Genomic DNA, 26,404 nt, shown 5'->3' with positions numbered 1-26,404 from the left:
GGGACCGCCCACATGCGGCGACGGGTCAGCGGGCGGGCGCGGCGCCGGAGGCGCGGGTGATGTCCAGCAGGTGGTGTTCGGTTTCGTGGATCGTGTGCTGGCCGAGCCAGAGCAGCGTCCGGGCCCGGGGTTCCGGCCACGGGTAGACGCCGGTGCGAGCGAGGTCCGCCTGGTCGAGTGCGGAGAACCGGGCCGCCAGGTCGGTCGCGGCGGTGGCCAACGCGGCGAGCACCACCGGCGGGTCCTGTTCGTTGTAGGCGTCGGTGACGGCGCGTTCGTCGCGTCCCATCGGGGTGAACTCCGGCTGGTCGACGGTGAGCGCCAGGACCAGCCGATCGGTCTGGACCCGGAGCACGTCCCGGACGTGGCAGGTGTACTCCAGTGGCGACCACACCCCCTCGGCCGGTCGCCGCCGCAGGTCCGCCACCCCGCCCAGCGCGGTCGCGTACCGCTCACCGGCCGCGGCCAGGAGCCGCGGCAGGTCGGCGGCGGAGACGCCGGCGTAGTCGAAGCCGCACTCGTCGCATTGATCCACCCGCTGAGGCTAACGGCACCACCACGGGGAGGCGACCCCACGCCAGCCGGCGGCGACGGAACTCCCGCGCGTGGGCGGAACTCGGGCCGCGTCCGCTGCGAGCGACGGCGATCCGGCAGGATGGGTGGATGTCCGTGCTGTCCGTGCTGCCTCGCCCGATCGTCGCCGCGCCGATGGCCGGCGGCCCGTCGACACCGGCCCTCGCGGCGGCCGTCTCGGCCGCGGGTGGCCTGGGCTTCCTGGCCGCCGGGATGATCAGCGCCGACCGGCTCGCCGCCGACGTGGCCGAGGTCCGTACCCGCACCGACCGCCCGTTCGGCGTCAACGTCTTCCTGCCGGACGCGAGCGGCGGCGGTGCGGTCGACGAGGCCGCCGTCCGGGCGTACGCCGAGCGGCTCGCCCCGGAGGCCCGGCGGCACGGGGTGACGCTCGGCGAACCGGTCGGCGGCGACGACGCGTACCCGGAGAAGCTGGCCGCCCTGCTCGCGGACCCGGTGCCGGTGGTGTCCTTCGTGTTCGGGCTGCCCGACCGGGCGGCGGTGGCCGCCCTGCGGGAGCGGGGCACCGAGGTCTGGGCCACGGTCACCAGCCCCGACGCCGCCTCCGAAGCGGTCGGACTCGGCGTGGACGCCGTCGTCGTGCAGGGCACCGAGGCCGGCGGGCACCGCGGTGGCCTGCCGGACGACGACGACTACGGGGTGCTGTCCCTGCTCCGGCTGGTCGCCGCCCGCTGCGACCGGCCGCTGGTGGCGGCCGGCGGCATCGCCGACGGCGCCGGGGTGGCGGCCGTGCTGACCGCCGGTGCCGCCGCCGCCCAGGTCGGTACGGCCTTCCTGCGCTGCCCGGAGGCGGGCACCTCCCCGATGCACCGGGCGGCGGTGGCCGGCACCGCGCCGACCGCGCTGACCCGCGCGTTCACCGGGAAGCGGGCGCGGGGGGTGGTCAACGACTTCCTTCGCCGGCACGACGGGTCGGCACCCGTCGGCTATCCGCAGGTGCTGCACCTCACCCGCCCGCTGCTGGCCGCCGCCAAGGGCAGCGGGGACGCCTCGGTGGCGAACCTGTGGGCCGGTCAGGCGCATGCCCTGGCGACGGAGACGCCGGCGGGCGATCTGGTGGCCGAGCTGACCGCCGGGGCCAGGGCCGCGCTGACGGCGGCCGTCGCGAGGTCCGGCGCCTGGGGCTGAGCAGCCACGGCCTTCCCGGGCCAGCCGTGAATTGGGATGCGCCGCCCCGGTGGCCGCCCTACGGTGTCCCTCCGTGACGATCGACATCGTGCGCCTCGCGGACCGCCCGGACCTCGCTGCCCTGTTCGACGAGGACTTCGACGGGGCGTGGCCGCAGTTCATGCTCTGGGATCCGATGGGTGGCATCTACTACAACGTCGCCCACGACCTCTATCCCGAGTTCGTGTTCGCCGCCGTCGACTCCGCCGAGCCCGGGCGCGCCGTCGCGAAGGCGTACGCCGTGCCGCTGCGCTGGACCGAGCCGGAGCTGCCGGACGGCGGCTGGGACCGGGCGATCCAGCGGGCCAGCGTCACCCGCCTCACCGGGGCCACCCCGAACATCGTGTCGGCCATCGAGATCTGCGTCCGACCCGACCGGCGCGGCGCCGGGCTGTCCGCCCGGATGCTCGCCGCCATGCGGCAGGCCGTCGCCGACCGGGGGTACGACACCCTGGTCGCCCCGGTCCGCCCGAGCGGCAAGCACACCGACCCCGAGCTGCCGATGACCGAGTACGCGGCCCGGGTCCGCGACGACGGCCTGCCGGTCGACCCGTGGCTGCGGGTGCATGTGCGCGCGGGCGGACGCATCGAGCGGGTGGCCACCCGGTCGATGATGATCAGCGGCAGCCTCGAGGACTGGCGCCGCTGGACCGGCCTGCCGTTCGACACGAGCGGGCCGGTGCACGTGCCGGGCGCTCTGGTGCCGGTGCACTGCGACGTGGCGCACGACCACGCCGTCTACGTCGAGCCCAACGTCTGGGTCCGGCACCGGCTGTAGGTGGCTAGGAGACTCCTGTCTCGAGCCGCTCCTTCAGGTGCCGGTAGCTCGCCGGCGCGCCCTTCGCCGCCAGCCGGCGGACCATCGGCACGAGCGGCACACCGACCCCGTGTCCGGCGAAGTCCAGGGCGAACGTCACGCGCGACCGCGCGCCCTCGTCGAGGGGTTCGACGGTGACGGTCACGCTCGGCCTGATCGGCCCGTCGACCCCGTGCACGGCCCACCGGCCGGGCCGACTGTCCTCGGTCACCTCCTGGGTCATGGTGCGCTCGACCCCGCCGATCCGGCGGGTCGTCGTGAACCGGGTGCCCAGTCCGACCGGGCCACCCGACTCCAGGCGTACGCCGACGACGTCGTGCTGCCACTCGGCGAACCGGGTGGGATCGGTGACGTACGCGAACATCTCGTCCGGCGGCCGGTCGATGTCGATGGTGGAGACGGCGGCGGTCATGGCTCCTCCTGGTCGTGGTGACGCGGCGGGTCGAGGGTGTCCCGCCCACCACTCATGACACACCGCGAGCGGAGGATGTGACCGGGCGCGTCCGCCACCCCGACGGGCGAGGGCTCAGGCGCCCGGCACCTCCATGACGTACCCGTTGATCGCGCGTACCTGGTCCGCGAGGTCCGGCAGTTCGACCACCTCGACGCCCGCCGCCGCCAGCAGCTCGACCCCCTGGCAGTCCACGAAGATCGGCGGTTCCCGCATCGCCAGCACGACCCGACGGATACCCGCGGCCAGGATCAGGCTGGTGCAGGTGGGCGACCGGCGCTGACGCACGCTGCACGGTTCCAGGGAGCTGTAGATGGTCGCTCCGGACAGGTCGACCCCGCGGAGCTTGACCAGCGCGGACTCCTCGGCGTGCACATGGGGATCGGTCTCCCGGGAGTACCCCCGGGCCAGCTCGGTCCCGTCGCGGCCGACCACGATCGCGCCGACCGCGTACGCGGTGGCCTTCGGCGGGCACCGCCGGGAGAGGTCGACCGCGTCCTGGAGCCAGCGGCGGTCGAGGGCGGGCGGCGGGGTCATGGGGTGCCGAACCGTTCCGACAACGCACACCGCAGCAGCACCACGTCCCCCATCTCGCGTACCTCGGCCGGGCGGGCCCGGTGATCCGGGTGCCGACGTGGACCGCCGGCGACGAAGCGCGGCGCCCGGCTGTCCGCCACGAAGAACGGGGCCAGCACCGGGTGCAGCTCGTCGGCCGGACCCGCCTCGAGGACCTGAGTGTGCATCGTCGCACCGCCGTCGACCATGAGCCGGCGCACACCCCGCTCGGACGAGGGACCGCCCCGTCGGCTCCCGGTCGGCCCGGCCCGCTGACGGTGCCCCTGACCGCTGGCGAGGGCAGCCGCGCGGCCCGGCGCGACACGGACCGCACCAGCACGGCGCGCGACCGCTCTTCTCACCCGCGTGAAAGATCGGGCAGCTGGCGGGCCACCTCGGCCGGGGCGGGCATCCGCGCGATCTCCTCGGCGATCGCGCGGGCGGCGTCCCGGTGATCGGTCCGCCCGACGCTCGGCAGGAGCCGCCGGGCGTGCTCGGCGATGGCCGCGGCGCTCGCCTCGTCGCCGAGCAGGCGCAGCGCGGCGCCGGCCGCGCTGACCGCTTCGGCGTTGGCGAACTGGTCGGCGCCCTGCGGCAGGATCAGCTGTGGGACGCCGGCGGCGAGCGCGCCGAGGGTGGTGCCGCTGCCGCCGTGGTGCACGACGAGATCGGCGTGCGGCAGCAGCTGCGCCTGCGGCACCCAGCGTTGCACGCTGACGTTGTCCGGCACGTTGCCGAGCTGGTCCAGGGGCACCCGGCCGGCGGCGACCACCACGCGCGCGTCCAGCGCGGCCGACCCCTCGATGGCCGCGCTCAGCAGCTCCCGGGTGCCGAAGGCGGTGCCGAGCGTCAGGTAGATCAGCGGCAGTGACCTACGGTGGCGGTCCCAGCCGGGCAGCGCCGCCGGCGTCGAGTACGCGACGGGCCGTAACTCGATCCGGTCCGCGGTGGCGAGGAAGCGCTCGTCCTGCAACGACGGTGGGCAGATGTCGACGTGCGGCCGCCCGGCGGCCTCGGCGTTCCGGGTGGGCAGTTCCAGGCCGATGCCCTCGGGGATCATCCGCCCGAAGCCGTGCCAGATTCCCGGGATGCCGGCCCGACGGGCGGCGACGGCCGCTCCCGGCACGCCCCATTCGTGTACGACGAGGTCGGGCTCCAGCCGGGCGAGTTCCGGTGCCAGGTCCTCGGCGTAGATCTCGTAGAACGCGTCCGCGGGACGGAAAGGGCGCAGGCCGTTCGCGGCGAGCGGTGCGTGCACCTCCTCGCCGACGGCGAAGTGCACCTCGTGTCCGGCCTCCCGGACGGCCACCGCCAGTGGGATCAGCGGATAGGTGTGACCGACCGATGCGAGGCTGGCGAACAGTACGCGCATTCCGACGAAGGTACGCCGCGCCTCCGGGCACCTCGCGGCCCCCGGGGCCGACACCGGCGGGCCGCGTCATGGACGTGACCCGCCGCTGCCTGACCTGCCGGAACGCGTTGACCGCTACTCGTCGCCAGCACGACAACCGGATGGCGCAACGAACGAGTCATGCGTGGCCTCCCGTAACACGCCAATCGATCGTTGTCGCTCAGTTTCCACCGGGCCGGCCGCCGGCCACAGCCGCGCCCGCCACCGGTCGCCCGGTCGGGTGAAGCCGGGCCAGCTTCGCGACACGAATTCCCCGCCCGCGACCTGGAGCCGGTACCGGCCGGGCGGTACCGGGCAGTGCAGCCGCACATGTCCATCACGAGGTCGTGTGCGACGACGAGTTCCGCTCCGGCCACCGGCACAGTCTGCGGCATCCGGACCCGACCGGCGGCGACCACGACTGTCACTTCTGGCGCCCCCCGGCCGGCCGAGCGGCGTGTCATCATGACCCTACATCGCGGGGGGAGAAATTCATGCGCGCGTACCGGCTGGTGGGCATTGCCGCGGTCCTGGGTGGACTCGTCGCGGCGAGCATGACGGCGAGCGCCCCTCCCCTGGGTCCGGGCGTACCGACCTCGTACCTCGACCCGACGGTGGTGGGCGCCGCCCGGCCGGCCCAGCCGGCCCAGCCGGGCCCGGTCGGCGCACGCCTCGCGCCGACGGGCGCGGCCGCGGAGCGCGGCACCGCGCAGGGCGACACCGCGCAGGGCGACACCGCGCAGGGCGACACGGCGTCCGGTGCGGCGACACGGACGCCGACCGCGACGGGGGCCGTGAAGCCGGTGCCCACGAACCCTGTCGGCCGTCATTTCCGGCCGATCACGGGGCTGAACGAGGTGCGCAGCGACTTCAACGGCGACGGCCGGCCGGATCTCGCCGTGGCGGAGCTGCGCAAGGTGGTCAACGGCGGGCAGACCGGCGCCGTCCACGTGCTCTTCGGCGATCCCAGGGGTGGTTTCACCAACGCGGGGAGCCAGTACTTCGACCACACGACGCCGGGCATGCCGACCGACGAGGGCTCGCCCGACCCGCACGGCGAGATCAACGACTTCGGCCGCGCGCTCGGCTCCGGCGACTTCGACCACGACGGCTTCGCCGACCTCGCGATCGGCAGCGTGCACGACCGGTTCCGCATCCTCTACGGCGGTCCGTCGGGGCTGACCACCGCCGAGGCCCGGATGATCCGGCTCGCCGACGTGGCGCCGGAGGCCGACGTCCCCGGTGAGGGCGTCACCGGCGAGAACCAGTTCGGCTCCGCTTTCACGGTGGGCGACTTCAACGGTGACGGCACCGACGACCTGGTGACCGGGGCACCCCGCGCCGGCCGTCCCTGGGTCGGTGGCGTCGCGCTGTTCCGCGGTACGCCCGACGGGCTGCGTCCCGCCGCCGCCCAGTACGTCCCCGGCAACGCGGCCGGCCTGCCCGTCCGCCCGGAGACCGACGGCTTCGGTGCCGTGCTGGCTGCGGCGGACTTCGACAACGACGGCCGCGACGACCTCGCGGTCGGCTACCCGCGCGACCACTTCGGGTCGGTGTACTTCGCCGGATCGGTGGTCATCCTGCCCGGAACGGGCGACGGTCTCGGCATCGCCGGGGCGCGGCTGTTCTACCAGGACACGCCGGGCGTGCCGGACGTCGCCGAGTACGGTGACGGCTTCGGTCACGCCCTCGCCGCCGGTGACCTGACCGGAGACGGCTACGCGGACCTCGTGGTGAATGCCCAGCGCGAAGGCTTCAGCTCCGACACGGTGAACCGGGGCGGCTCGGTCACCGTGCTGCGTGGCTCGTCCACCGGTCTCACCGCCGATGGCGTGCAGTACTGGACGCAGCGGAGCCCCGGCGTCCCGGGCAGCGACGACCCGTCGGCGTTCTTCGGTTCCGAGCTCGCGTTCGGCGACTTCGACAACGACGGTCGGGGCGACGTCGCCGTCGGGAGCCCACAGGAGACCGTCGGGGGTGTCGCCGGGACGGGCGCGATCACGGTCTTCCGGGGCAGCGCACCGGGGCTCACCACCACCGGGCTGCGCAGGCTGGACTGGAAGACAACGGGCGTACCGGCGAGCGCCGGCAGCCCGTACTTCTACCTCGGCGACGTCCTCCGTACGGTGCGCCAGCCCGACGGCGCCGCCGGCCTCGTCGTGGGCTGCTGGAACGCGACGGTCAACGGGTTGCAGCGGGCGGGCGCGGTGATGGTCGTCCGCAGCACGCCGGCGACGCCGGAGGCGCCCGGCGGGGTCACCGTCAACGGCCTGAGGACGTGGTCGGCGGCCGACCTGCCGGTCGGTCCCGAGGCTTTCGCGGGCTTCGGCAGGCATCTCGGCTAGCCGTTCCGGAGGCGGCGTCGTACCCACCGCCTAGGCTCCCGGTGCATGGGAGATCCCTTCACGGTGCGCATCGCGGTCCGGGGCTACGAGCTCGACACCCAGGGCCACCTGAACCAGGCCGTCTACCTCCAGTACGCCGAGCACGCCCGGTGGGAGTGCCTGCGTGCCGCCGGCATCTCGCAGGACCGGCTCATCGCCACCGGCGTGGGACCGGTCGCCCTGGAGGTCACCCTGAGATACCTGAGGGAGCTGCGCGGCGGGGACGAGGTGGACGTGTCCTGCGAGTTCCACTGGGGCGAGGGCCGGACGTTCCGGATCGAGCAGGACTACCGCCGCCTGGACGGCACCCAGGTCGCGACGGTGACCGGGGTGGGCGGTCTGCTCGACCTGTCGACCCGGCGGCTCGTGGCCGACCCGCGGGAGCGGTTCCGGGAACTGGCCACCGAGCCGGGACCGCTCCGCCTCTGAGGCCGGCGTGCCGACCGGGCGGCGACCGACCCGGCGACGGGACGCCGCCACCGGCCGTACGGGCAGCCTTCCGGCCGGCTTCTCGGCGCTCTGACAGCGCGTCGACCGTCGGCCCCGGCGGCCTCCGGCGGACCGGTGGCGGACCTGCCCGGACGACCCGCTCCGCGCCTGCCGATCTTGGTGGGCGGGGTGTGGCATCGTGATGGGGATGGAGCCGGACGGTGACGCCGAGGCGCGCCGGACGCTGCCCGAACCGCTGCGGGTGGGCCTGCGGGTGCTGCGCGACTACCGGCCCACGCTCGGGCGGCTGCGGGCGCTGCTGCGCAGCATGGTGACCTCGTTCGTGGTGCTCAGCCTGACGCTGTGGCTGCTGCCGGGGGTCACCGCCAGCGGCCTGGTCGCGATGCTGTGGCTGGTCGGGCTGATCGCCGGGATCGGTGCGGTGCTGCGCCCGCTGCTGTTCGCGCTCTCCACCGCGCTGGGCGGCCTCGGGGCGCTGGCCATCGGCGTGTGCGTGCAGGCCGTCGTCATGTACGTCGCGTTGCGCCTGGACCCGGAGGCGCACGTCCGCGGGTTCGCCGACGCCTTCGCCGCCGCCTGGCTCGCCGTGGCGCTGGCCGCGATCCTGAACTGGCTCGCCGACGCCGGCACCGACGACGCGTTCGTCAGCGAGATGCTGTGGGTGATGAACCGGGTACGCCGTGGACCGGCTCGCCACCGGCGACCGGCCTGGCACCGCCGCGGCGCCGGCGGGGCGCCACCCGAGCGGCAGACGGCCGACGCCCTGCTCGTCGTCCAGCTCGACGGCGTGGCCGCTCCGCTGGTGCAGTGGGCCATCCGGGCCGGCAACCTGCCCACGATCGGTGGGTGGCTGCGCTCCCGCAGTCACCGGATGACCCACTGGCACACCGGCCTGCCGGCCACCACGCCGGCGGCGCAGGCGGGCCTGCTGCACGGCGAGGTCCGCCGGGTGCCGGCCTATCGCTGGTACGAGAAGGCGACCGCGGACGACAGCGCCAGCCGTCTCATGGTGACCAGCCGTCCCCGCGACGCCGCCGCGGTCGAGCGGCGGCTGTCGACCGGGCAGGGGCTGCTGCGGGACGGCGGGGTCAGCATCAGCACGGTCTTCTCCGGCGACGCCCCCACCAGCCTGCTCACGGTGAGCCGGGCCGGGCTGCCCGGGCGGTCCACCCGGGGCTACGCGGCGTTCATGGCCAGCCCGTACGGGTTCGCCCGGGCCATCGTGCGCGGCGCCGGGCAGGTGGTTCGCGAGCTGTACGAGGCGCGGCGGCAGCGACTGCGCGGCGTACAGCCCCGGGGGCGCCGAAGCGGCTCCTATCTGGCGCTGCGCCCGATGGCGAGCCTGCTCAGCGACCTCAACGTGTCGCTGATCGCCGAGCAGATGGCCGGTGGGGCACCGGTGATCTTCTGCGACTTCCTCGACTACGACGAGGTGGCCCACCACGCCGGGCCGGCCCGGCCGCAGGCGCTGGCGGTCCTCGAAGCGCTCGACCAGACGCTCGGCATCCTTCAGCGGCTGGCGGCCGAGGCGGCGCGGCACTACCACATCGTGGTGTTGAGCGACCACGGGCAGAGCCAGGGCGCCACCTTCCGCCAGCGGTACGGCGAGTCGCTGGCACAGGTGGTCGCCCGACTCGCCGCGCCCACGGTACGCCCGACCGCCCCCGACGGCCGGCCGACGCCCCCGACGCCGGTGCGGGAGGCGGCGACCGCCGAGGCCGCCGGCCCGGTCGAGGAGTGGGGACGGGTCAACACGCTGCTGACCGAGGTGGCGGGCCGGGGCGGGGCGACCGGCACGGCGACCCGGGTGGCGGTGCGGTCGCACACGGACGGGGGCGAGGTCACCCTGGGCCCGGCCGACGAGGAGGCGGCGGCGGCGACCCGGACCGATCCGGAGACCGTGGTGGTGGCGTCGGGCAACCTGGCGATGATCTACCTGCCCCGCCATCCGGGGCGGCTGACCCGCGAGCGGGTCGACGCCCTCGTACCGGGGCTGATCGACGGCCTGGCCGGGCATCCCGGCATCGGCCTGGTCGTCGTCGACTCGGCCGCCGGGCCGCTGGCCATCGGGGCGCGCGGCTGCCACAACCTGAGGGACGGACAGGTCGACGGCGACGACCCACTGGCCCCGTACGGCCGGTGGGCGCGTCAGGACCTGCTGCGCCACCAGACGATGGACCACGTCGGCGACCTCGTGGTGATCAGCGCGGTGGACCCGGGTCTGGAGGAGGTGGCGGCCTTCGAGGAGCTGGTCGGCTGCCACGGCGGACTCGGCGGCTGGCAGACGGAGGCCCTGCTCATCCACCCCGCCGACTGGCCGCAGGAGGGCGAGCTGGTCGGCCCGGAAGCCGTGCACGGGCAGTTGCTCGCCTGGCTGCGCCGGCTCGGGCTGCGCCGGCCCGACGAGCGGGACGACCCGGCGGCCCGCACAGTGGACCCCGACGTGAGCGACGCGGAGCGCCGGCAATCGGCTACGGCGCCACCGGCGGCTCGCCCGGCAGGGCCCGGCGCCTGGCCAGCCAGCTCAGCCCCTGGCTGACCAGCACGACGAGCAGGATCGCGGCGACGACGCTCTGCCACGGCTCCGGGAAGATCGCTCGCCCGAGGACGCCGATCGCGGCGTAGAGCACCGACCACAGCAGGCTGGCGGGCACGTCGGCGAGGGCGAAACGCCGCCAGGTCAGCCCGGACAGGGCCGCCGCCAGCAGCACCGGGATCCGGCCGCCCGGGATGAGCCGGGACACCAGCAGCGTCGAGACGAGTTTCTCGCGCACGCGCGCCGTCATCCGGCCGACCTGCTGCCGCCCGCGGAGCCAGTGCAGGCGCCGGGCGAGCCGCTCGCCGCCCCAGCCGAGCATGCCGTAGGTCGCCAGATCGCCCGCGTACGCCCCGAACGCGCCGGCGATCACGACGAGGACCACGGTGACCGGATGCTGGTGGGCGGCGAGCGCGGCGGCGCCGCTGACCGCCGCGCCGGTCGGCACCACCGGGACAACGGACCCGAAGAGCACCACCAGGACCAGCGAGCCCAGCACGCCGAGCGTCGCCGTCACGGCCGGCGCACCGCGACGGACTCGCCCGGCCGCAGCACGTGCACCCGGGTGCCCGGCGAGACCGCCTCGGCGTGGCGGGCGAAGTCGTCCCCCGGGCCGAAGAACCGGTCCGGCCGGACCCGTTCGCAGCCGACCGGCCAGAAGGTGCCGAAGTGGATGGGTACGGCCCGCGCCGCCGCCACCCGCCGTACCGCCTCCGCGGCGCCCGCCGGATCGAGGTGGCCGGGGCCGAGCGTGGGTCCCCACCCACCGACCGGGACGAGCGCCAGGTCGAGTGGCCCCAGCCCGGCCATCTCGTCGAAGAGGCCGGTGTCCCCGGCGAACCAGGTCCGCAGCCCGCCGTCGATCAGGTAGCCGAGGGCGGGTGCGCGGTGCCGGGACCACGGACCGCGGCCGGCGTGGTGGGCGGCGGGGACGGCGGCGACCGTGACCCGCCCGATCGTGGTGCGGTCGCCGACCGCGAGTTCCGTGCAGCGCCGGGCGGCCGCCGCGCCCAGCGCCTGACGGACCACCCGGCCCGCACCCGCCGGCACCACCAACGCGGTGTCCGGGGGCAGCCGGCGCAGCGACGCGAAGTCCAGGTGGTCGGCGTGCAGGTGCGAGACGAGTACGGCGTCCGGGGCGCCCGGCAGCCGCGGGGTGGGCCCACGGCGTCGGCGCAGGTGGGCGAGCCGGTCACGCAGCAGCGGGTCGGTCAGCAGCCGGGTGTCGGAGTCCTCGATCCACACGGTGCTGTGCCCGTACCACGTCAGCCGCACGACACCGCCTCGGTCACGCCTGCCACCGTATCCGGCGGTGCCACCGCGCGGCCCGAACCTGACGTGGCCCGCCGCGGACCGAGGTGGGCTTCCTCCCCTGCCGGTCGGCGGAGGGGTCGAATCAACCATTCCGCCGGAAATGCTGTCACCGACTGGGCCCGGCAACCTCCGCCGGGGTCTGCCCGCCACCCGCACCGCCTACCGATCACGTCGCAGGTGAGCAACGGGCGGGGCGGGGTGAGCGGCACCCGGCACCGCCCGGAGCGAGGTCCGTCCTGACGCTCGGGAGGCCGCGGGCGGAACCGGGCCGCCGGCCGGTTCGCAGTTGGACGGAACCGGCCCTGGGTGCCGGCCACCGCCGCTAGCGTCGGGACCATGCCCGCCCGCCCGTCCCGCTGGACGATGCCGCCCCGGGTACTGGAGGCGCCGTCGTACCTGCAGGCGTTCGTGCTGTCCGGGGTGGTCACCGTGCTGCTCGTCCGGGCCTTCCTCCAGGCGGCCGGCTACCCGCAGCTCGGCGGCGGTGGGCTGCACATCGCGCACGTGCTCTGGGGTGGCCTGCTGATGACCACCGGACTGGGTGTCGCGCTGGTCTTCCTGGGCAGCGCGGCGCGCAACCTCGGCGCGGTCCTGGGCGGGATCGGCTTCGGGCTGTTCATCGACGAGGTGGGCAAGTTCGTCACCGCCGGGACCGACTACTTCTACGCCCCGGCGGCCGGCATCATCTACGGCGCCTTCGCCCTGCTCGTGGTGATCACCCAGGCGATCCGGGGCCGGATCCGCCCCACCGGTCCGGAGCGGACGGCGAACGCGCTGTACGCGGTGGTCGGCGGGCTGCGCACCGGCCTCACCGACGACCGGCGGGCCGCCGCCGCCCGGCTGGTGCGCGGATGCGGCCCGGACGTCGAGGACGCGATCGGCCGGCTGCTCGACACGGTGCCCCGGCGGGAGGCACCCGGCCCCCGGTTCTGGCAGCCCTGGCTGCGCCGGGCCCGCCAGGCGGTGGTCTGGGTGACCACGCACCGGTGGGTGGTGGCGCTGGTGGTGCTCTACCTGGTCGGCGAGCCGTTCGTCGTCGTGCTGGGGGTCCTGGTGGACACGATCAGCGGCCAGCTGCACGACCAGCGGGAGTGGCGTGCCGTGCTCGGGGTCTCGATCTCCGCGCTGATCACCGCGGTGCTCAGCATCCGCGGGGCGTCGCTGCTGCCTCGCGACCGGACGCGGGCCTTCCGGCTGTTCAAGCTCGCCCTCCTGGTCGACCTGCTGTTCGGGCAGATCTTCAGCTTCACCGTCAACCAGTTCGGGGCGCTCACCGCGCTCGCCGTGGACCTCTTCCTGCTCGGCGTGGTGACCGCGGAACACCGACGGCTCTGCCGGCAGGGCCCGGAGCCCGACCGCTGAACTCCGCCTCCCCGACCGCCGCCCCGACCGCCGTCGCGGCCACGGCCGCCCGGGGAATCAACGTCCGGCGCCGTGCCGGCCGCCGACCGGTCCGGCCTCAGGGCAGCCCGCTCCAGGGGTCCTCGCGGCGCCAGATCGTCGGCAGGTGCAGGGCGACGCCGTCGCGGTCGGCGAGGCGGCCGAGCACGCGCATGGTGGTGTCGAGGTCGTCACCGGCGTACGGCAGCGCGCGCGGTGGCCGGTCCAGTGGGCGGAAGAAGTCGTCCCAGTGGGTGAGTACGACCCGCCGGGCACCGACGGTCCGCACGGTCTGCGCCCAGTACCTCGTGAGGTACCCCTCGTCCCGCGCGCCGAGCTGACCGACCCCGAGGTACGCGACGTCGGCGCGGTGCCCCTCCAGCGCCCCGGGAACGAAGCCGGCGCTGCCCTGCACCAGGGCGGTGCGACCGCTGTCGTGCCGGACCAGGAGCGACCACGCCTCACCGCACCGGTAGGCACGGGCCCTGACCGGCGGCACGACGGGCTCGGTGATGTGCCCGGGGAAGCGGTCCGGGGGGCAGTGTTCCGACGCCACGAACCCGAGGGTGAACTCGCCCGACGTGACCTGCTCGCCGGGGGCCACGACGCGGATCCGGTCCGGCGGCAGGCCGTGGCCGCGCCCGACGTTGGCGGCCGATTCCCCACCGACGAGCGTCGCGTTGGTGCGCTCCGCGACGACGGCGGAGTCCAGGACATGGTCGAAGTGGGTGTGCACCGGCACGACGGCGTCCAGCCGGCGGTCGGAGAGCCCGGCCCGGGCCAGCGCGCCGGCGATCCGCTCCTGGTCGGGAGCGATCCTGGAGAACGCGACCTTGAGCAGCGAGGGCCGGGAGAAGAACCCGTCGGTCAGGATGGCGGATTCGCCGTCGTCCAGCAGCAGCGTGGACACGCCCAGGAACACGGCCGCGAACCTTCCGGCGGCCGGCGGCACGTCGAACCGGGCCGCGTAGCGGTGGAGGTCGGGACGGCCGAGCTTCAGGCGCATGGGCGGGATGCTAGCTCGCCGGGGGTCGCGGCGGACGCCGCTCGTTGTCCGGCGCGGCGCGGGGGCGCCTCCGTTCGAGGCCGGCCCGGACCGTCGTCCGGCTCCGCGCGGCCGGCTCCGCGGCGGTCGTCGGCGAGGGACGACGTGGTCCCGCCGATCCGACCTCGAACGGAGGCGGACCGGCGGGACCCGTCGGTCTCGACAGGTTGCCGCGCAGCAGATCCCGCGGCGATCGCCGGATCAGGGTGCGGACGCGGTCAGCGGGTGCGCAGCGGGGCGAGCGCGGTGCTCCAGGCCACGACCTGGTCCAGCGTGGCGGTGAGCGCGTCCTGCTGGAACTGGGTCGGCTTGAAGACGCTGAAGTTCTCGAAGTCGGTGAAGAGCGACAGCGCCACCTGCGCGCGCACGTCGGCCATCTGGAGCTCGCCGGCGATCAGGCGGAGGTGCTCCACGGCCCGGGTGCCGCCGGCGGAGCCGTAGCTGACGAAGCCGACGGCCTTGTTGTTCCACTCGGCGTACAGGAAGTCGATGGCGTTCTTGAGGGCACCCGAGGTGGAGTGGTTGTACTCCGGGGTGACCATCACGAACCCGTCGAACGACGCGATGGTGTTGGCCCAGCGGAGCGTGTGCGGCTGGGTGTACTGGCCCATCGCCGGCGGGTACGCCTCGTCGAGGTGCGGCAGCTGGTAGTCGAGCAGATCGACGAGCTCGAACTCCGCGTCGGAGCGCTGCTTGGCGACCTCGAGGGCCCAGCGGGCGACGGCTTCTCCGTTACGCCCCGGGCGGGTGCTACCGAGGATGATTCCGATCCTGGTCATGGCGGGTGCCTTTCAGAAGTCCTTGCCTGGCTCCGTGAAGGCTAGCCACTGCTTGCTTGGTCAAGCAATTAACTGGCCCGTGCCGACTGTCACAGCACCGGTACCGATTTGTTTGGTCAAGCAACTAGAATGGGTGGCATGTCCGGTAACTCCGCCACACCCCTGCGACCTCTCAGCCCCGACGAGGAGGCGCTGGTCCGCGCCCTGGGCCAGCTGATGTACGTCCTGCCCCGGGCGATCGACGCCGACATGGTCCGCGCACACCAGTTGCCCTTCACCGAGTACAACGCCCTGCGGATCCTCTCCGAGGCGCCGGACCGGCGATTGCGGATGAACGAACTCGCCGCCGCCTGCCAACTCTCCCTGAGCGGGATGAGCCGCACGATCAGCCGCTTGGAGTCACAGGGCCTGGTCGAGCGGGTCCGGAGCGGGGAGGACGCGCGGGGCTGGAACGCCGTCCTCACCGATGCCGGCTTCGCCCGCCTGGAGCAGTCCTGGCCGAGCCACCTGGCCGCCGTGCGGCGGCGGTTCCTGGACCACTTCGAGGGCTTCGACCTCGCCCGGTTGGCCAGCGCGTTCCAGCGGGTCGGCACGGCCGACTGAGCCCCGACGTCGCGATCCCCCGGGCCGAGGTGGCACACCGAGCCGGCCGCCGGCTCACCCCCGGTCTCTCGAGGTCGAGCCGCATCCGGAGAATGGTCGATACTTCGGCTGGCAGACACAACACAGCGTCGTCATGGGGTATCAAGGAGCAGTGGCAGCCGAGCAGGGCCCCGTGGCCATCTCCGATCTGGTCGGCGCCGAACGCCGGGCGGTGGCGGAAGAGCTCTGGCAGAAGTGGCGATTCGAGGGCCGCGGCGCCGCCCTGCTCTTCGGGTTCGCCGGTGTCGGCAAGTCGGACCAGGTCGTCCGACCACTGCGGAACTGGGCGGCGGGCCAGTCCATTCCGACGGCCTGGGTCGACGTGCCCGTGGGGACAGCCGACGTGGCGACGACGATCGGCGGCCGCATCCTGGAGGAGCTGAAGGACGGGGGTCACGCGGGGCTGGCCGCCACGGTGTCGGCCGACGCCACCCTCGCCGACATCCTCCGCTCGCTGCTGGCGGCGGGCACGCTCGTCGTCATCGACGAGTTCCAACGGCTGCTCGACCCGCAGGGCAAGCCGTCGGCTTCCATGGCGCGAATGCTGGAGCAGCTCGCCCGGCGCCCGACGGACCGGGGTTGCCTGCTGCTGGTGTCGAACCGGCACCTCGACTGGACCTGGACCGAGCACTTTCACGTCACCGAACTGCTGCCGCCCGACGACGCCGACGCCATCACGATCGTCCTCGACCATCTCGGCGCGCAGCAGGCCGACGCCCGGTTCCCGTACCACCGGCGGCCGGAGGTCGTACGCCGCCTCGGACGGAACCCGAGAGTGCTGCGGCTGCTCGGCTACCTGCTCAAGTCACACCTGTTGGAAGGGCTGTTGCCACCGACCGGGAGTGCCCCCGAGGAACCCTTCGACGCGAAGCTCGTCGAGGAGATCGAACGGACGCTGCTGGCCAAGGCCGCCGAGGGCCTGCCGGAGTCCACCCGCGCCTTCCTGCGCGACATGTCGGTGATCCGCGACTGGGCCGACTGGGACCTCATCGAGGCGATGGGCGGCGGCCGGGGTGAGGTCCGGGAGCTGGTCCGCGGCGCCCAGGAGCGGTACCTCCTGCAGGCCCGCACCCAGACCGACCGGCCGGGAGCCGGTCCCGCCGGGCGATACCAGGTGCATCCGCTGCTCCGCGAGGCGGACGGCGTCCAGCTGCGACGGGACGGCGCCGCATGGCGGGCCGCCCACGGTCGCGCCGGCGACTGGTACGCCCGGAAGCTGCAGGCCGCCGGCCGGACCGCGGTCCACGACCGGACCCTCCTGCTCGGCCTGGACGGCGCCGCTTACCACTACACCGCGGCCGACGCGGAAGAGGCCCTGCTGACGGCGATCGAGCCGGCCAGGCGCCACATCGGACAGCGCTACGGGTGGATGTCGGTGCGGGTGAACACCGTCGGGGAACGGGACGCCCGCATCGCGCTGCTGGAGCTGTACAACAGCCGGTGGGGCACCCCGGGAACCCACTACCACCTGGCCATGCTCCTGCGTGATCGCGGCCGTCCGGAGGACCTCTCCCGAGCGGTCCCCCAGGCCGAGTCGGCCACCCTGGACCAGGATCACGCCGACCCCTGGGTGTTGTGGGCCAAGCTCGTCTGGGCGGTGGACGGCACCGAGGCGGCGATCGCGGTGGCCCGCAAGGCCACCGCCCACGTCGCGCCGGCCAAGAGCCTCTTCTCGGTGTACCAGCAACTCGGCGGTTACCTCAACGAACGGCGGCGTACCGGGGAAGCCATCGCGGCGCTGCGCCAAGGTGTGGACCGCGCCCGGGGCAACACCGAGCGACTGGCCGCGCTGGCCGCCCAGTACGCGGCCGGCGCGCCCACCGACGACCTGCTCGAAGAGGTGGTCGCCTGGCTGCGGGAAAAACCGGAACTCGAGGTCCAGTACCGGTTGGCGCAGGTCTACCTGCTGGAACGCGGGCAGCGCTGGCATGAGGCGCTGGCGCTTCTCGCCGACGGCCGACGGTTGAGCCCGAGATACATCAACTTCTCCGTGCACGAGGCGCTGTGCCACCTCGCGCTGGCCGACGCCGTGCGGGCCCAGGAGGCCGTCGACAACTACCCCGCCCAGAAGAGCTTCTCCACGTCGTCGGCCTCCACCTGGTGCGCGGCCTTGGTCGCCCTCGAACTCGGACGGACCTCGGACGCGTCGGAACTGGCCCGGACCTATCTCGGCAGCGACGTCGCCGTCTCGACTCCGGAACAGCTCCGCGCGCTGTTGCTCCACAGTTGGGACACCAGCGTCGGCCGCCTGGACTTCACCTCCCCGCCCTCGTTGGTGTTTCCGATCCTGCCGCCCGCCCTCAGCGGCCTGTCGACCATCGCCGTCCGGCCGCAGTACGGCGATCCCGTCCTGCCTCGGCAGCAGCCGGGCGGTGCCGGGGCGACCCGGGACGGCCGGCCGCACGTCCTCGCACTGGCCACCGAGTGGTCCTCCTCGCTCGGCGGCCTGAGCACCTTCAACCGGCAGCTGTGCGGCTCGCTGACCGCGCACGCCCGGGTGACGTGCGTGGTGTTGCGGGCCACCGACGAGGAGCGCCGGGACGCCACCTCGGCGGGCGTCACGCTGATCGAGGCCCCGGAGGCGCCCGGAGCCTCGGACGTCGACCGGCTGTCCCGCCGGCCGCCGCTTCCCGAGGGCACCGTTCCCGACGTGATCATCGGACACGGCCGGTGGACCGGCCCGGCCGCCCACCACCTGGGCGACGACTTCCCGCACGCCAAGCGCCTGCACTTCCTGCACGTCATTCCCGACGACATCGAGCGCCACAAGGCGGACCGCGGGGTGGACGCGGGGGTGCTCGCCGAGGAACGGCAGGAGGTCGAGCTGGCGCTCAGCGCCGAGGCCGACCACGCCGTGGCGGTGGGGCCGCGGATGTACTACTGGTTCCTGCGGGACCTGGAGGCTCGCGGCGTCGACCCGGCGCGGTTGATCCGCCTCGATCCCGGCTTCGACCTCGGCGTCGGACCTTCCCGCCAGCCACCACAGGGCCGGCCCTGGACGGTGCTCCTCGTCGGCCGGACGGAGGACGACCGGCTCAAGGGGCTCGACCTGGCGGCGCGCGCCTTCAACCTGGCGCGCCGTCGGCGTGGCGCCGGCACTCCCCGGGTCGAACTCCTCGTCCGCGGCGCTCCTCCGGAGACGTGCTCCACCCTGGAGGACCGGATGCGGGGCTGGGCCGCGGACGCGTCGCTGCCGGTGCGGGTGCGCCCGTACTCGACCAGGGCGGAGCGGCTGGCCGCCGACCTGCGCGCGGCCAGCCTGCTCCTCATGCCCTCCCGGGCCGAGGGTTTCGGCCTCGTGGCGGTGGAGGCCATCCTCGCCGGCACGCCGGTGCTGGTGAGCAGCGAGAGCGGCCTGGGAGAGCTGCTGGAGGAGCGGCTCGGGCCGGAGGAGGCGGCCCGGATCGTGGTACCGACGACGGGTGACGACGAGCGCGACGTCGAGAACTGGAGCAACGCCATCCACGGTGCGCTGCGCAAGCGGGAGGCGGAGTTCCCCGGGATCGCCGAGCTTCGCGCCCGGCTGGCCAGCGAGCTGACCTGGTCCATGGCGACCGCCACCCTGCTGGACCGCGTCCTGAACACGGCGGACACCAGGCCACCGGCGCCCCGGTCACCCGAGGAGTCGCCGTACGAACGGCCGGCGGCACCGCGAGTTTGACCGCGAGGAGCCGGACCCGGGTCCGGAGGGCCGCGCCGCACCGGGTCGTGGCCATGAGCGCAGTGTCGCCAGTTTCTGGAATCAGTCAAGGTTGTGTTCGGGCGGCGTCGCCCACCCCCGCTACGGGTCATGATCGGCGATCCCAGCCTGAGCCGTCGCGGCCGGAAGCCCCGCCGGCCCAGCCCGCCGTGCAGCGGCGGGCGACCGGGCATGGTCGCGGTCGGATCGGGAATCGCAGGGCCGCCAGCAGGACCGACGGAGGAGACACGCCATGACGGACCCATCGCTCACCGGGTCGACCAGTGCTCGGCCACAGTCCTCGCCGCAGGAGCGGGACCGCGGGCCGGCCGGCGGCGGCTTCGCCGTCGTGGAGATGTTCACCTCCCAGGGCTGCAACAGCTGTCCACCGGCGGAGGAACTGCTGACCGAGATCGAACGCGAGGCCCGACAGGAGGGACAGCCGGTCTACGCCCTCGGATTCCACGTCGACTACTGGGACGACCTGGGCTGGCCCGACCCGTTCGCCGACGGGGCGTACACCGCGCGGCAGGGGGCGTACGCGCGCGCCTTCGGCTCCGGGGGGTTGTACACGCCGCAGATGATCGTGAACGGCACCGTCGAGTTCGTCGGCTCCGACCGCCGACGGGCGGCGACCGCGATCGCCGCCGCCCTGACGGAGGCAGCCACCACGCCGCTCGCGCTCTCGGTCGAGGACGCCGCCGGGGGTGACGGGCACCGGGTGATGGTGGACTACCAGGCCGAACGTCCGCCGGGGCGGGCGGTGTTGAACATTGCGGTCGTGGAACGTGGCCTGGAGAACGACGTCCCCCGGGGCGAGAACGCCGGGCGGACGCTGCGGCAGGACAACGTGGTGCGCGCCTTCACGTCGGTGGGCCTGGACCCCCCGAACGGGCGGGTCGAACTGGCGGTGCCACCGGACCTCGATCCTGGACATGCCTCGGTGGTCGGCTATGTGCAGCGCCACGGCAACAAGGCGATCGTGGGCGCCACGGCCGTCGAGCTCGCGATCGAGCAGGGCGTCTAGCCCCGCCCCGGCAGCGGTCGGCGGGTTGCCGCCGGCGTCCCGTCGGGGGTCATCGGCCGGCCGGCGCCCGGTTGGCCTTGCGCAGCCCGAGCAGGGCCACCAGGGCGAGCAGGATGACGGCGACGGCGTACCCCTTGGCTGTCGGGAGCAGGCCGCCGCGGACCACGAGGAAGCCGGCGATGACGGTGGGCAGGCCGAAGCCGACGTAGCAGACGATGTAGAGCAGGGAGAGCACGCTGGCGCGTTCGTGCGCCTCCACCAGCGGCACGACCGTCTTGAGACTGCCCTGGAATCCGCCACCGAAGCCGACGCCCCCGAACGCGAGCCCGACGAAGAATCCGGCGACGGATTCGGTGGTGACCGACACCAGCGTGATGATCATGCCCAGGATGAGTGCGCTGATTCCGGTGAGCATCACCGTCCGCGCGGGGGCGTTGCGCAGCAGCAGGATGGCGACGGTCCCGAAGACGGCGAAGACGAAGACGACCAGGCCGCCGGCCACGATCGAGCTCTCCATGAGGGCGCGCGTGAGCGCCGGACCGAGCGCGCCGAAGAAGCCGGCCAGCGCCCAGACGGAGAAGACCACCGGAGCGACGACGAGTACCGGCGCGCGTACGGCGCGGGGCAGGGTGATCTCCGGTCGAAGACTCTGCAGCGCTCCCCTCATCGGCGTGACCGTCTCCCCCATCAGCACCACCCCGACGCCCTGGATCAGCAGGACGACGAGCAGGACGACGTACACCAGGCGGGTCGGCGCGGGGAAGAACTGGATGAGCACCGCCGAGAGCAGGGCACCGGTCCCGGTCCCGATGCCGGGAGCGATCGAGTTCGCGAGCGTGCCGCGTGCGGGGTTGATGTCGAGCATGGCGGCCCCGACGGCGCCGGTGGCGGCGCCGGCCGCGAGCCCCTGTACGACGCGGGCGGCCACCAGCGTGGGTACGCCGCCGGCGAAGACGAAGATGACCAGCGCGATCATCTGGATCGCGATCGCGACCAGCAGGACCGGCCGCCGCCCGACGTGGTCGGAGAGCTTGCCGAAGGTGAGCAGGGACGCCAGCACCGCGAGGGCGTAGACGGCGAACACCACCGTGGTGGTGATTGGCGAGAAGTGCCAGCGCTCCTGGTAGATCCCGTAGAGGGGGGTCGGGGCCGCCGACGCGGCCAGGAACGACACCAGGATCGAGGCGAGCAGAAACAGGGCGACACCCGGCGAGATGCGCCCCGGTCCGGCGTTCTGCATCAGACGTGCTCCTCAGGTGAGCTGCGAGCGGCGGTCCGGCGCGGTCGATCCGGACGCTTGCCGCTGAAAGGCCGCAGCGGAGTACCCCTTGCGCCACGTCGCACGCGACGTTAATGGTGCGTCTCTTCGCGCGACTTCCTCGCGGCGTTGGACAAGGCGGCCGATCCGGGTCGGCCGGGCGGTGGCGCGCGGCGGGGCGCATAGGCCTGGTCGCCTCGGGAAAGTGCTGCGTATGGCCAGGTACACGAAGCCCGAGCTGAGGAACCAGATCAAGGAAGAGCTGCAGGCTTCCGACAAGGGCGGCAGGCCGGGGCAGTGGTCGGCGCGCAAGTCGCAGCTGCTCACCAAGGAGTACCAGAAGCGGGGCGGAGGCTATCAGGGCCCGAAGGACGAGCGGCAGAAGTCCCTGCAGCGGTGGGGCGCCGAGGACTGGCAGACCAGGAACGGCGCCACCCGGGCCCGCAAGGGCGGCGAAACCAAGCGTTACCTACCCAAGCATGCCTGGGAGCGGCTCTCGGAGGACGAGCAGCGCGCAACGGACACCAAGAAGCGCGAGGCGTCCAGGTCCGGCAGGCAGTTCGTCGCCAACACCGCGCCCGCCAAACGCGCGCGCAGGGAGGCCACGTCGGTCGACCGGCTGTCGGAGGTGACGGTCGCCGAGGCGGCCGGGCTGGTCCGTGGTCTCGACACGGACGAGCTCAAGGCGGCGCTGAAACAGGAACGCGCCGGCAAGAACCGCAAGACGCTCGTCCAACGACTGCAGTCGGAACTCAAGCGCCGCTGACTCCGCGCGGCGCCGCACCACATCCGGGATATCGCGTACGGCGAGAGCCACCCCGGGATCCGTTGCGCGGCCGCCATACCTAGAACTACTATGCATTGCAGTTCTAGGGTTAGGTGGTCACATGCACATCACCAAGGATCTCGTCGCGGCCTCGGCGACCCCGCTCGTGCTGGGGATCCTCGCCGAGGGCGACAGCTACGGCTACGCGATCCTCAAGCAGGTCAACGAGTTGTCGGGCGGGCAGCTGGAGTGGACCGACGGTCTGCTCTACCCGCTGCTGCACCGGCTGGAGCGGTTGGGGCACGTCGAATCGGCCTGGGAGACCCCGCCCGGGGGCCGCCGCCGCAAGTACTACCGCATCACCGACCAGGGTCGGGCCGAGCTCGCCGAGCAGCGCCGCCAGTGGGCCGCCGTCGTCGACGCCCTGCGGGGCGTCTGGAACGCCACCCAGTCCATCACGCCGATCGCGGCACCGGCCTGGGAGGCGGGACGATGAGCGTCAACAGCGACAACGATCTGGAGGGCCAGATCGCCGAGTGGCGGGCCTACACGCACCGCCGCCGGGAGCTGCACCACACCGACGCCGAGGAGCTGGAAGACCACCTGCGCACCCGGATCACCGAGCTGACCGAGGCGGGCCTGCGCGCCGACGAGGCCTTCCTCATCGCGGTCAAGCGGATGGGCAGCCTCGACGAGCTGTCCCGGGAGTTCGCCCGCGAGCATTCCGAGCGGCTGTGGAAGCAGCTCGTACTGCCCGGTGAGCCGGACGCGCCCGCCGCCGCCCGTACCCGTCGGGAACTGCCCGTCATGGTGCTCTGCGCGGCCGTCGCGGCGCTCTCGATCAAGGTGCCGGCCCTGTTCGGCCTCGACCTGGCCTCGGGCGACCACGGCGCCTTCTACGCGCGGAACGTCAGCCTGTTCGCGCTGCCGGCGCTGGCCGCCTACTTCGCCTGGCAACGCCGGGTCGGCATGCGCGTCATCGGGGTGCTCGCGGCACTGTTCGTGCTCGGTGCGGTCGCCGCGAACGCGTACCCGCTGGCGGACGACTCGCAGACCCTGGTGCTGACGGCGATCCACCTGCCGCTCGCGCTGTGGCTGGTGGTCGGCATCGCCTACGCGGGCGGCGACTGGCGTTCGGACCGGCGGCGGATGGACTTCATCCGGTTCACCGGGGAGTGGCTGATCTACTTCGCCCTCATCGGACTGGGTGGCGGCGTGCTCGCCGCCTTCACGGCGGGCACCTTCAACGCCATCGGCCTCGACGCCGAGGGATTCATTCAATCGTGGCTGATGCCGTGCGGGGCCACCGCCGCGGTCATCGTGGCGGCCTGGCTGGTGGAGGCCAAGCAGAGCGTCATCGAGAACATGGCGCCGGTGCTGACCCGCGTCTTCACGCCGCTGTTCGCGGCCGCCCTGCTGGCCTTCCTGGTCGCCATCGTCTGGACCAGCAACGGCATCGACGTCGAGCGGGATGCGCTCATTCTCTTCGACCTGCTGCTGGTCGTCGTGCTGGGCCTGCTGTTGTACGCCATCTCCGCCCGTGACCTCACGGCCCGGCCGAGCCTCTTCGACCGCCTACAGCTCGCGCTCGTCGTCAGCGCCCTGCTCATCGACGCCCTGGTGCTGCTGGCGATCACCGGCCGGATCACCGAATGGGGCTTCAGTCCGAACAAGACCGCCGCCCTGGGCGAGAACGTCATCCTGCTCACCAACCTGGCGTGGTCGGCATGGCTGTTCCTCGGCTTCATCCGTGGCCGCATGCCCTTCGCCCGCCTGGAACGGTGGCAGACCCGGTACGTGATCGTGTACGCGGTCTGGGCCTGGACGGTCGTCCTCGCCTTCCCGCTCGTGTTCAACTTCGCCTGAGCCGGATCCGACCCGCTCAACCCCGTCCGGGTGCCCGGACGGGGTTGAGCGTCTCAGCCGACGTGGCCACAGCCGCGGACTGGACGTGGCCCGCCGCTACTCGGCCTCCGCCACCGCTGTCGAGCCGAAGGCGACACCGGTATCGGTGAACGGCGTGACGGCCATGGATCGGCTCTTGACCCCGGAATGCCGGTCCGCTTAGGTTCATCAATCAGAAAGGTCTCTTTACTAATTCTCTCCACCGTCGTGGGAGTGCCGATGCGACCGTTCCGTCACCGCCGCCTCACCGCCGTCGTCGCCCTGGCGACCATGCTGGTCACCACCGCCCCGCCGGCGGCCGCCAGCGCGGACGACAGCAGGAACCGCCGTGCCGGTTACCACCGGGTCGGCTACTTCACCCAGTGGGGCATCTACGGCCGGGCCTTCCCGGTGAAGAAGCTCGACACCTCCGGGGCGGCAAGCCGCCTCACCCACGTCAACTACGCCTTCGGCAACGTCAGTGAGGACGGGCGCTGCTACGTGGACGGCGGGCCGGGCGAGGGTGACGCCTGGGCCGACTACCAGCGTCCCGTCCCGGCGGAGGAGAGCGTCGACGGCGTCGCCGACGCCTGGGGCGAACCGCTCAACGGCAACTTCGGCCAGCTGGCCAAGCTCAAGGCCAAGCACCCCGGACTGAAGGTGATGATCTCGCTGGGCGGCTGGAGCTGGTCGACGTACTTCTCGAACGCCGCCCGCACCGACGCCTCCCGCAAGGCGTTCGTGGCCTCCTGCATCGACCTCTACCTCAAGGGAAACCTCCCGGTCCTGGACGGTGGCAGCGGCGGCCCGGGTGCCGCCGCCGGGGTCTTCGACGGCATCGACCTCGACTGGGAGTGGCCGAACTGGCCGGGTGAACCGGGCAACGTGGTCCGCCCGGAGGACCGGCAGAACTTCACCGAGCTGGTCGCCGAGTTCCGCCGGCAACTCGACGCGTACGGCCGGACGACCCGCCGGCACCACCCGCTGACCGCCTTCCTGCCGGCCAACCCGGCGACCATGGACGCCGGATACGAGGGTCGCGAGATCTTCCGGTACCTGGACTTCGCCACGGTGCAGGGGTACGACTTCCACGGCGCGTGGGACCCGGTGACCAATCAGCAGTCGGCGCTGCGCGTACCGTCGGGAGCGCCGGACAACCCGGACTTCTCCGCCGAGGTGGCGATCGACGGCTGGCTCGCCCGCGGCGCGCCGCGCGAGAAGCTGGTCCTGGGCATCCCGTACTACGGCCGAGGCTGGACCGGCGTCAGCGGGAGCGGCAACGGTCTCTTCCAGCCCGCGACCGGGCCCGCGCCGGCCACCTTCGAGGCCGGGTACGAGGACTACCGGCGGCTCAAGACCCTGGCCGGCAACGGCTTCACCGTCCACCGCGACCTTCGCGCCGGGCATGCCTGGTTGTTCGACGGCACGACCTTCTGGACGTACGACGATCCGGCGGTGGTGTTGCAGAAGACGCTGTACATCCGGCGGGCCGGCCTGGCCGGAGCGATGGTCTGGTCGTTGGACGGCGACGACGACAACGCCACGTTGACCAAGACGATCGGCCTCGGGCTGGCGACGCCGTAGCCGCGCGCCGCGGCCGTCGTAGCGCTCCTACCAGGAAATCCCCCGGGACGGCTGGTGCTGCCGGCGGCGGGAGACGGAAAGCTCGACGTCAGTGGCCCTGCCGGTCGGAGGCCCACCGGTCGAATTCTTCGCGAACGGCGGCGGCACCGGCCGGCACCACCTGACTCGCGGTGGCGGAGACGGCGTCCTGCATCTCGTCCGCCAGCCAGGCCGGGCCACCGCCGGCCGCCCGCAGCTGCGTCAGGCCCGCCCGGCCCAGCACGACGGCGGCGACGAAGTAGCCCCCGGTGAGTCCCGCCGTCGCCAGCCTGCGGGGCAGGAAGGTCTCCAGCAGGCGCAGCGCGGTCGCCGAGGCGGCCCCGGCTCCCAGGACCACACACCCTGCGGCGGTGGCGAGCAGCGCCAGGCCGACCCCCGCCGGACGAACCGCCCTCAGCAGGTGCGTGCGTACCTCGCGGACCTCCGCACGCACCACCTCCGCCACCTCGGCGGCCAAGCGATCGGTCGGACCGGCCGCCCGTCCGGATCCGCCGGACCGTCCCGCTGCCGCATCACTCATGGGCCCGCTCCTCCTCCGTTGGGGGCAGCCGCTTACCCATCAACGTCACCGCCATACCTGTCCCGACGCCCGGGGCGGAAGCTGGGACAAAGGTGAGAAGGTGGTGGCGGGAGCCGAGCAGTGCCCGGAAGCGGTCATCCGGC

The 26,404-nt window shown here is 73.4% G+C and carries 23 protein-coding genes and 1 pseudogene; 13 read left to right on the top strand and 11 right to left on the bottom strand.

Annotated elements, in window-relative coordinates:
* Nucleotides 1–25: 25 nt before the first annotated feature.
* Nucleotides 26–535: a DinB family protein gene (locus KBX37_RS04305; protein ID WP_210774607.1), complete on the bottom strand. Its 510-nt coding sequence runs from the start codon at nucleotides 533–535 to the stop codon at nucleotides 26–28.
* A gap of 128 nt (nucleotides 536–663) precedes the next feature.
* On the opposite strand from KBX37_RS04305, the gene KBX37_RS04300 reads away from it, so the two are divergent.
* A complete protein-coding gene (locus KBX37_RS04300; RefSeq protein ID WP_210774606.1) occupies nucleotides 664–1,722 on the top strand; it encodes a nitronate monooxygenase in 1,059 nt (352 codons plus the stop codon).
* 73 nt (nucleotides 1,723–1,795) lie between these two features.
* Complete coding sequence (locus tag KBX37_RS04295; protein ID WP_307848937.1) at nucleotides 1,796–2,539, top strand: N-acetyltransferase; 744 nt, start codon at nucleotides 1,796–1,798, stop codon at nucleotides 2,537–2,539.
* Nucleotides 2,540–2,543: 4 nt separating this feature from the next.
* Here KBX37_RS04295 and KBX37_RS04290 read toward each other — a convergent pair whose 3' ends face one another.
* The 4 genes and pseudogenes from KBX37_RS04290 to KBX37_RS04275 all read right to left on the bottom strand — a co-directional run bounded on the left by KBX37_RS04290 (nucleotide 2,544) and on the right by KBX37_RS04275 (nucleotide 4,956).
* Nucleotides 2,544–2,990, bottom strand: a complete 447-nt coding sequence (locus KBX37_RS04290; protein WP_210774605.1) for an SRPBCC family protein — start codon at nucleotides 2,988–2,990, stop codon at nucleotides 2,544–2,546.
* Nucleotides 2,991–3,104: 114 nt separating this feature from the next.
* The gene (locus KBX37_RS04285) at nucleotides 3,105–3,566 is read right to left on the bottom strand and encodes a deaminase (protein WP_210774604.1); all 462 of its coding nucleotides are present in this window, start codon (nucleotides 3,564–3,566) and stop codon (nucleotides 3,105–3,107) included.
* A pseudogene (locus tag KBX37_RS04280) lies at nucleotides 3,563–3,811 on the bottom strand (dihydrofolate reductase family protein); the annotation flags it as partial. The pseudogene KBX37_RS04280 and the gene KBX37_RS04285, both read right to left, overlap by 4 nt.
* Nucleotides 3,812–3,942: 131 nt before the next feature.
* Nucleotides 3,943–4,956, bottom strand: coding sequence for a glycosyltransferase (locus KBX37_RS04275; RefSeq protein ID WP_210774602.1), 1,014 nt, complete (start codon nucleotides 4,954–4,956; stop codon nucleotides 3,943–3,945).
* Between the two features lie 512 nt (nucleotides 4,957–5,468).
* On the opposite strand from KBX37_RS04275, the gene KBX37_RS04270 reads away from it, so the two are divergent.
* From KBX37_RS04270 to KBX37_RS04260, 3 genes are all read left to right on the top strand, one after another.
* On the top strand, nucleotides 5,469–7,319 hold the full coding sequence (locus KBX37_RS04270; protein ID WP_210774601.1) for an FG-GAP-like repeat-containing protein: 1,851 nt from the start codon (nucleotides 5,469–5,471) through the stop codon (nucleotides 7,317–7,319).
* A 45-nt stretch (nucleotides 7,320–7,364) separates the two neighbouring features.
* Nucleotides 7,365–7,787, top strand: a complete 423-nt coding sequence (locus KBX37_RS04265; RefSeq protein ID WP_210774600.1) for a thioesterase family protein — start codon at nucleotides 7,365–7,367, stop codon at nucleotides 7,785–7,787.
* Between the two features lie 208 nt (nucleotides 7,788–7,995).
* Entirely contained in the window at nucleotides 7,996–10,347 is a 2,352-nt protein-coding gene (locus KBX37_RS04260; protein WP_210774599.1) for a phage holin family protein, read from the top strand.
* On the opposite strand, the gene KBX37_RS04255 is transcribed toward KBX37_RS04260, so the two are convergent.
* Together KBX37_RS04255 and KBX37_RS04250 are read right to left on the bottom strand one after the other, a co-directional pair.
* Entirely contained in the window at nucleotides 10,280–10,861 is a 582-nt protein-coding gene (locus KBX37_RS04255; protein ID WP_210774598.1) for a DedA family protein, read from the bottom strand. The two genes, KBX37_RS04260 and KBX37_RS04255, sit on opposite strands and share 68 nt — an antisense overlap.
* Nucleotides 10,858–11,619 (bottom strand): MBL fold metallo-hydrolase, encoded by a 762-nt coding sequence (locus KBX37_RS04250; protein ID WP_307848936.1) that lies wholly within the window; start codon nucleotides 11,617–11,619, stop codon nucleotides 10,858–10,860. Before KBX37_RS04250 ends, KBX37_RS04255 begins: the two co-directional genes overlap by 4 nt.
* Before the next feature lie 402 nt (nucleotides 11,620–12,021).
* On the opposite strand from KBX37_RS04250, the gene KBX37_RS04245 reads away from it, so the two are divergent.
* Nucleotides 12,022–13,020: a hypothetical protein gene (locus tag KBX37_RS04245; protein WP_210774627.1), complete on the top strand. Its 999-nt coding sequence runs from the start codon at nucleotides 12,022–12,024 to the stop codon at nucleotides 13,018–13,020.
* A gap of 97 nt (nucleotides 13,021–13,117) precedes the next feature.
* Here the strand turns inward: KBX37_RS04245 and KBX37_RS04240 are convergent, their stop codons facing one another.
* Together KBX37_RS04240 and KBX37_RS04235 are read right to left on the bottom strand one after the other, a co-directional pair.
* On the bottom strand, nucleotides 13,118–14,044 hold the full coding sequence (locus tag KBX37_RS04240; RefSeq protein WP_210774596.1) for an MBL fold metallo-hydrolase: 927 nt from the start codon (nucleotides 14,042–14,044) through the stop codon (nucleotides 13,118–13,120).
* Between the two features lie 257 nt (nucleotides 14,045–14,301).
* Entirely contained in the window at nucleotides 14,302–14,862 is a 561-nt protein-coding gene (locus KBX37_RS04235) for an NADPH-dependent FMN reductase (protein WP_210774595.1), read from the bottom strand.
* A gap of 138 nt (nucleotides 14,863–15,000) precedes the next feature.
* On the opposite strand from KBX37_RS04235, the gene KBX37_RS04230 reads away from it, so the two are divergent.
* The 3 genes from KBX37_RS04230 (at nucleotide 15,001) to KBX37_RS04220 (ending at nucleotide 20,210) form a co-directional block, all read left to right on the top strand.
* Nucleotides 15,001–15,465, top strand: a complete 465-nt coding sequence (locus tag KBX37_RS04230; protein ID WP_210774594.1) for a MarR family winged helix-turn-helix transcriptional regulator — start codon at nucleotides 15,001–15,003, stop codon at nucleotides 15,463–15,465.
* Nucleotides 15,466–15,637: 172 nt separating this feature from the next.
* Complete coding sequence (locus tag KBX37_RS04225; protein WP_210774593.1) at nucleotides 15,638–19,165, top strand: glycosyltransferase; 3,528 nt, start codon at nucleotides 15,638–15,640, stop codon at nucleotides 19,163–19,165.
* Nucleotides 19,166–19,436: 271 nt separating this feature from the next.
* On the top strand, nucleotides 19,437–20,210 hold the full coding sequence (locus tag KBX37_RS04220) for a thioredoxin family protein (protein WP_210774592.1): 774 nt from the start codon (nucleotides 19,437–19,439) through the stop codon (nucleotides 20,208–20,210).
* Between the two features lie 49 nt (nucleotides 20,211–20,259).
* On the opposite strand, the gene KBX37_RS04215 is transcribed toward KBX37_RS04220, so the two are convergent.
* Complete coding sequence (locus tag KBX37_RS04215) at nucleotides 20,260–21,450, bottom strand: MFS transporter (protein WP_210774591.1); 1,191 nt, start codon at nucleotides 21,448–21,450, stop codon at nucleotides 20,260–20,262.
* 232 nt (nucleotides 21,451–21,682) lie between these two features.
* On the opposite strand from KBX37_RS04215, the gene KBX37_RS04210 reads away from it, so the two are divergent.
* From KBX37_RS04210 to KBX37_RS04195, 4 genes are all read left to right on the top strand, one after another.
* On the top strand, nucleotides 21,683–22,234 hold the full coding sequence (locus tag KBX37_RS04210) for a DUF5872 domain-containing protein (RefSeq protein WP_210774590.1): 552 nt from the start codon (nucleotides 21,683–21,685) through the stop codon (nucleotides 22,232–22,234).
* A 121-nt stretch (nucleotides 22,235–22,355) separates the two neighbouring features.
* On the top strand, nucleotides 22,356–22,730 hold the full coding sequence (locus tag KBX37_RS04205) for a PadR family transcriptional regulator (RefSeq protein ID WP_179804021.1): 375 nt from the start codon (nucleotides 22,356–22,358) through the stop codon (nucleotides 22,728–22,730).
* Entirely contained in the window at nucleotides 22,727–24,100 is a 1,374-nt protein-coding gene (locus KBX37_RS04200) for a permease prefix domain 1-containing protein (protein ID WP_210774589.1), read from the top strand. Before KBX37_RS04205 ends, KBX37_RS04200 begins: the two co-directional genes overlap by 4 nt.
* Nucleotides 24,101–24,358: 258 nt before the next feature.
* Nucleotides 24,359–25,702, top strand: coding sequence for a glycoside hydrolase family 18 protein (locus KBX37_RS04195; protein ID WP_210774588.1), 1,344 nt, complete (start codon nucleotides 24,359–24,361; stop codon nucleotides 25,700–25,702).
* Between the two features lie 88 nt (nucleotides 25,703–25,790).
* Here KBX37_RS04195 and KBX37_RS04190 read toward each other — a convergent pair whose 3' ends face one another.
* On the bottom strand, nucleotides 25,791–26,261 hold the full coding sequence (locus tag KBX37_RS04190; RefSeq protein WP_247657000.1) for a phage holin family protein: 471 nt from the start codon (nucleotides 26,259–26,261) through the stop codon (nucleotides 25,791–25,793).
* Nucleotides 26,262–26,404 lie beyond the last annotated feature (143 nt).

Source organism: Micromonospora sp. U56 (assembly GCF_018070095.1).
In the GTDB taxonomy this organism is placed as follows: domain Bacteria; phylum Actinomycetota; class Actinomycetes; order Mycobacteriales; family Micromonosporaceae; genus Micromonospora; species Micromonospora purpureochromogenes.
This window is presented reverse-complemented; position numbering and strand designations above follow the sequence as displayed.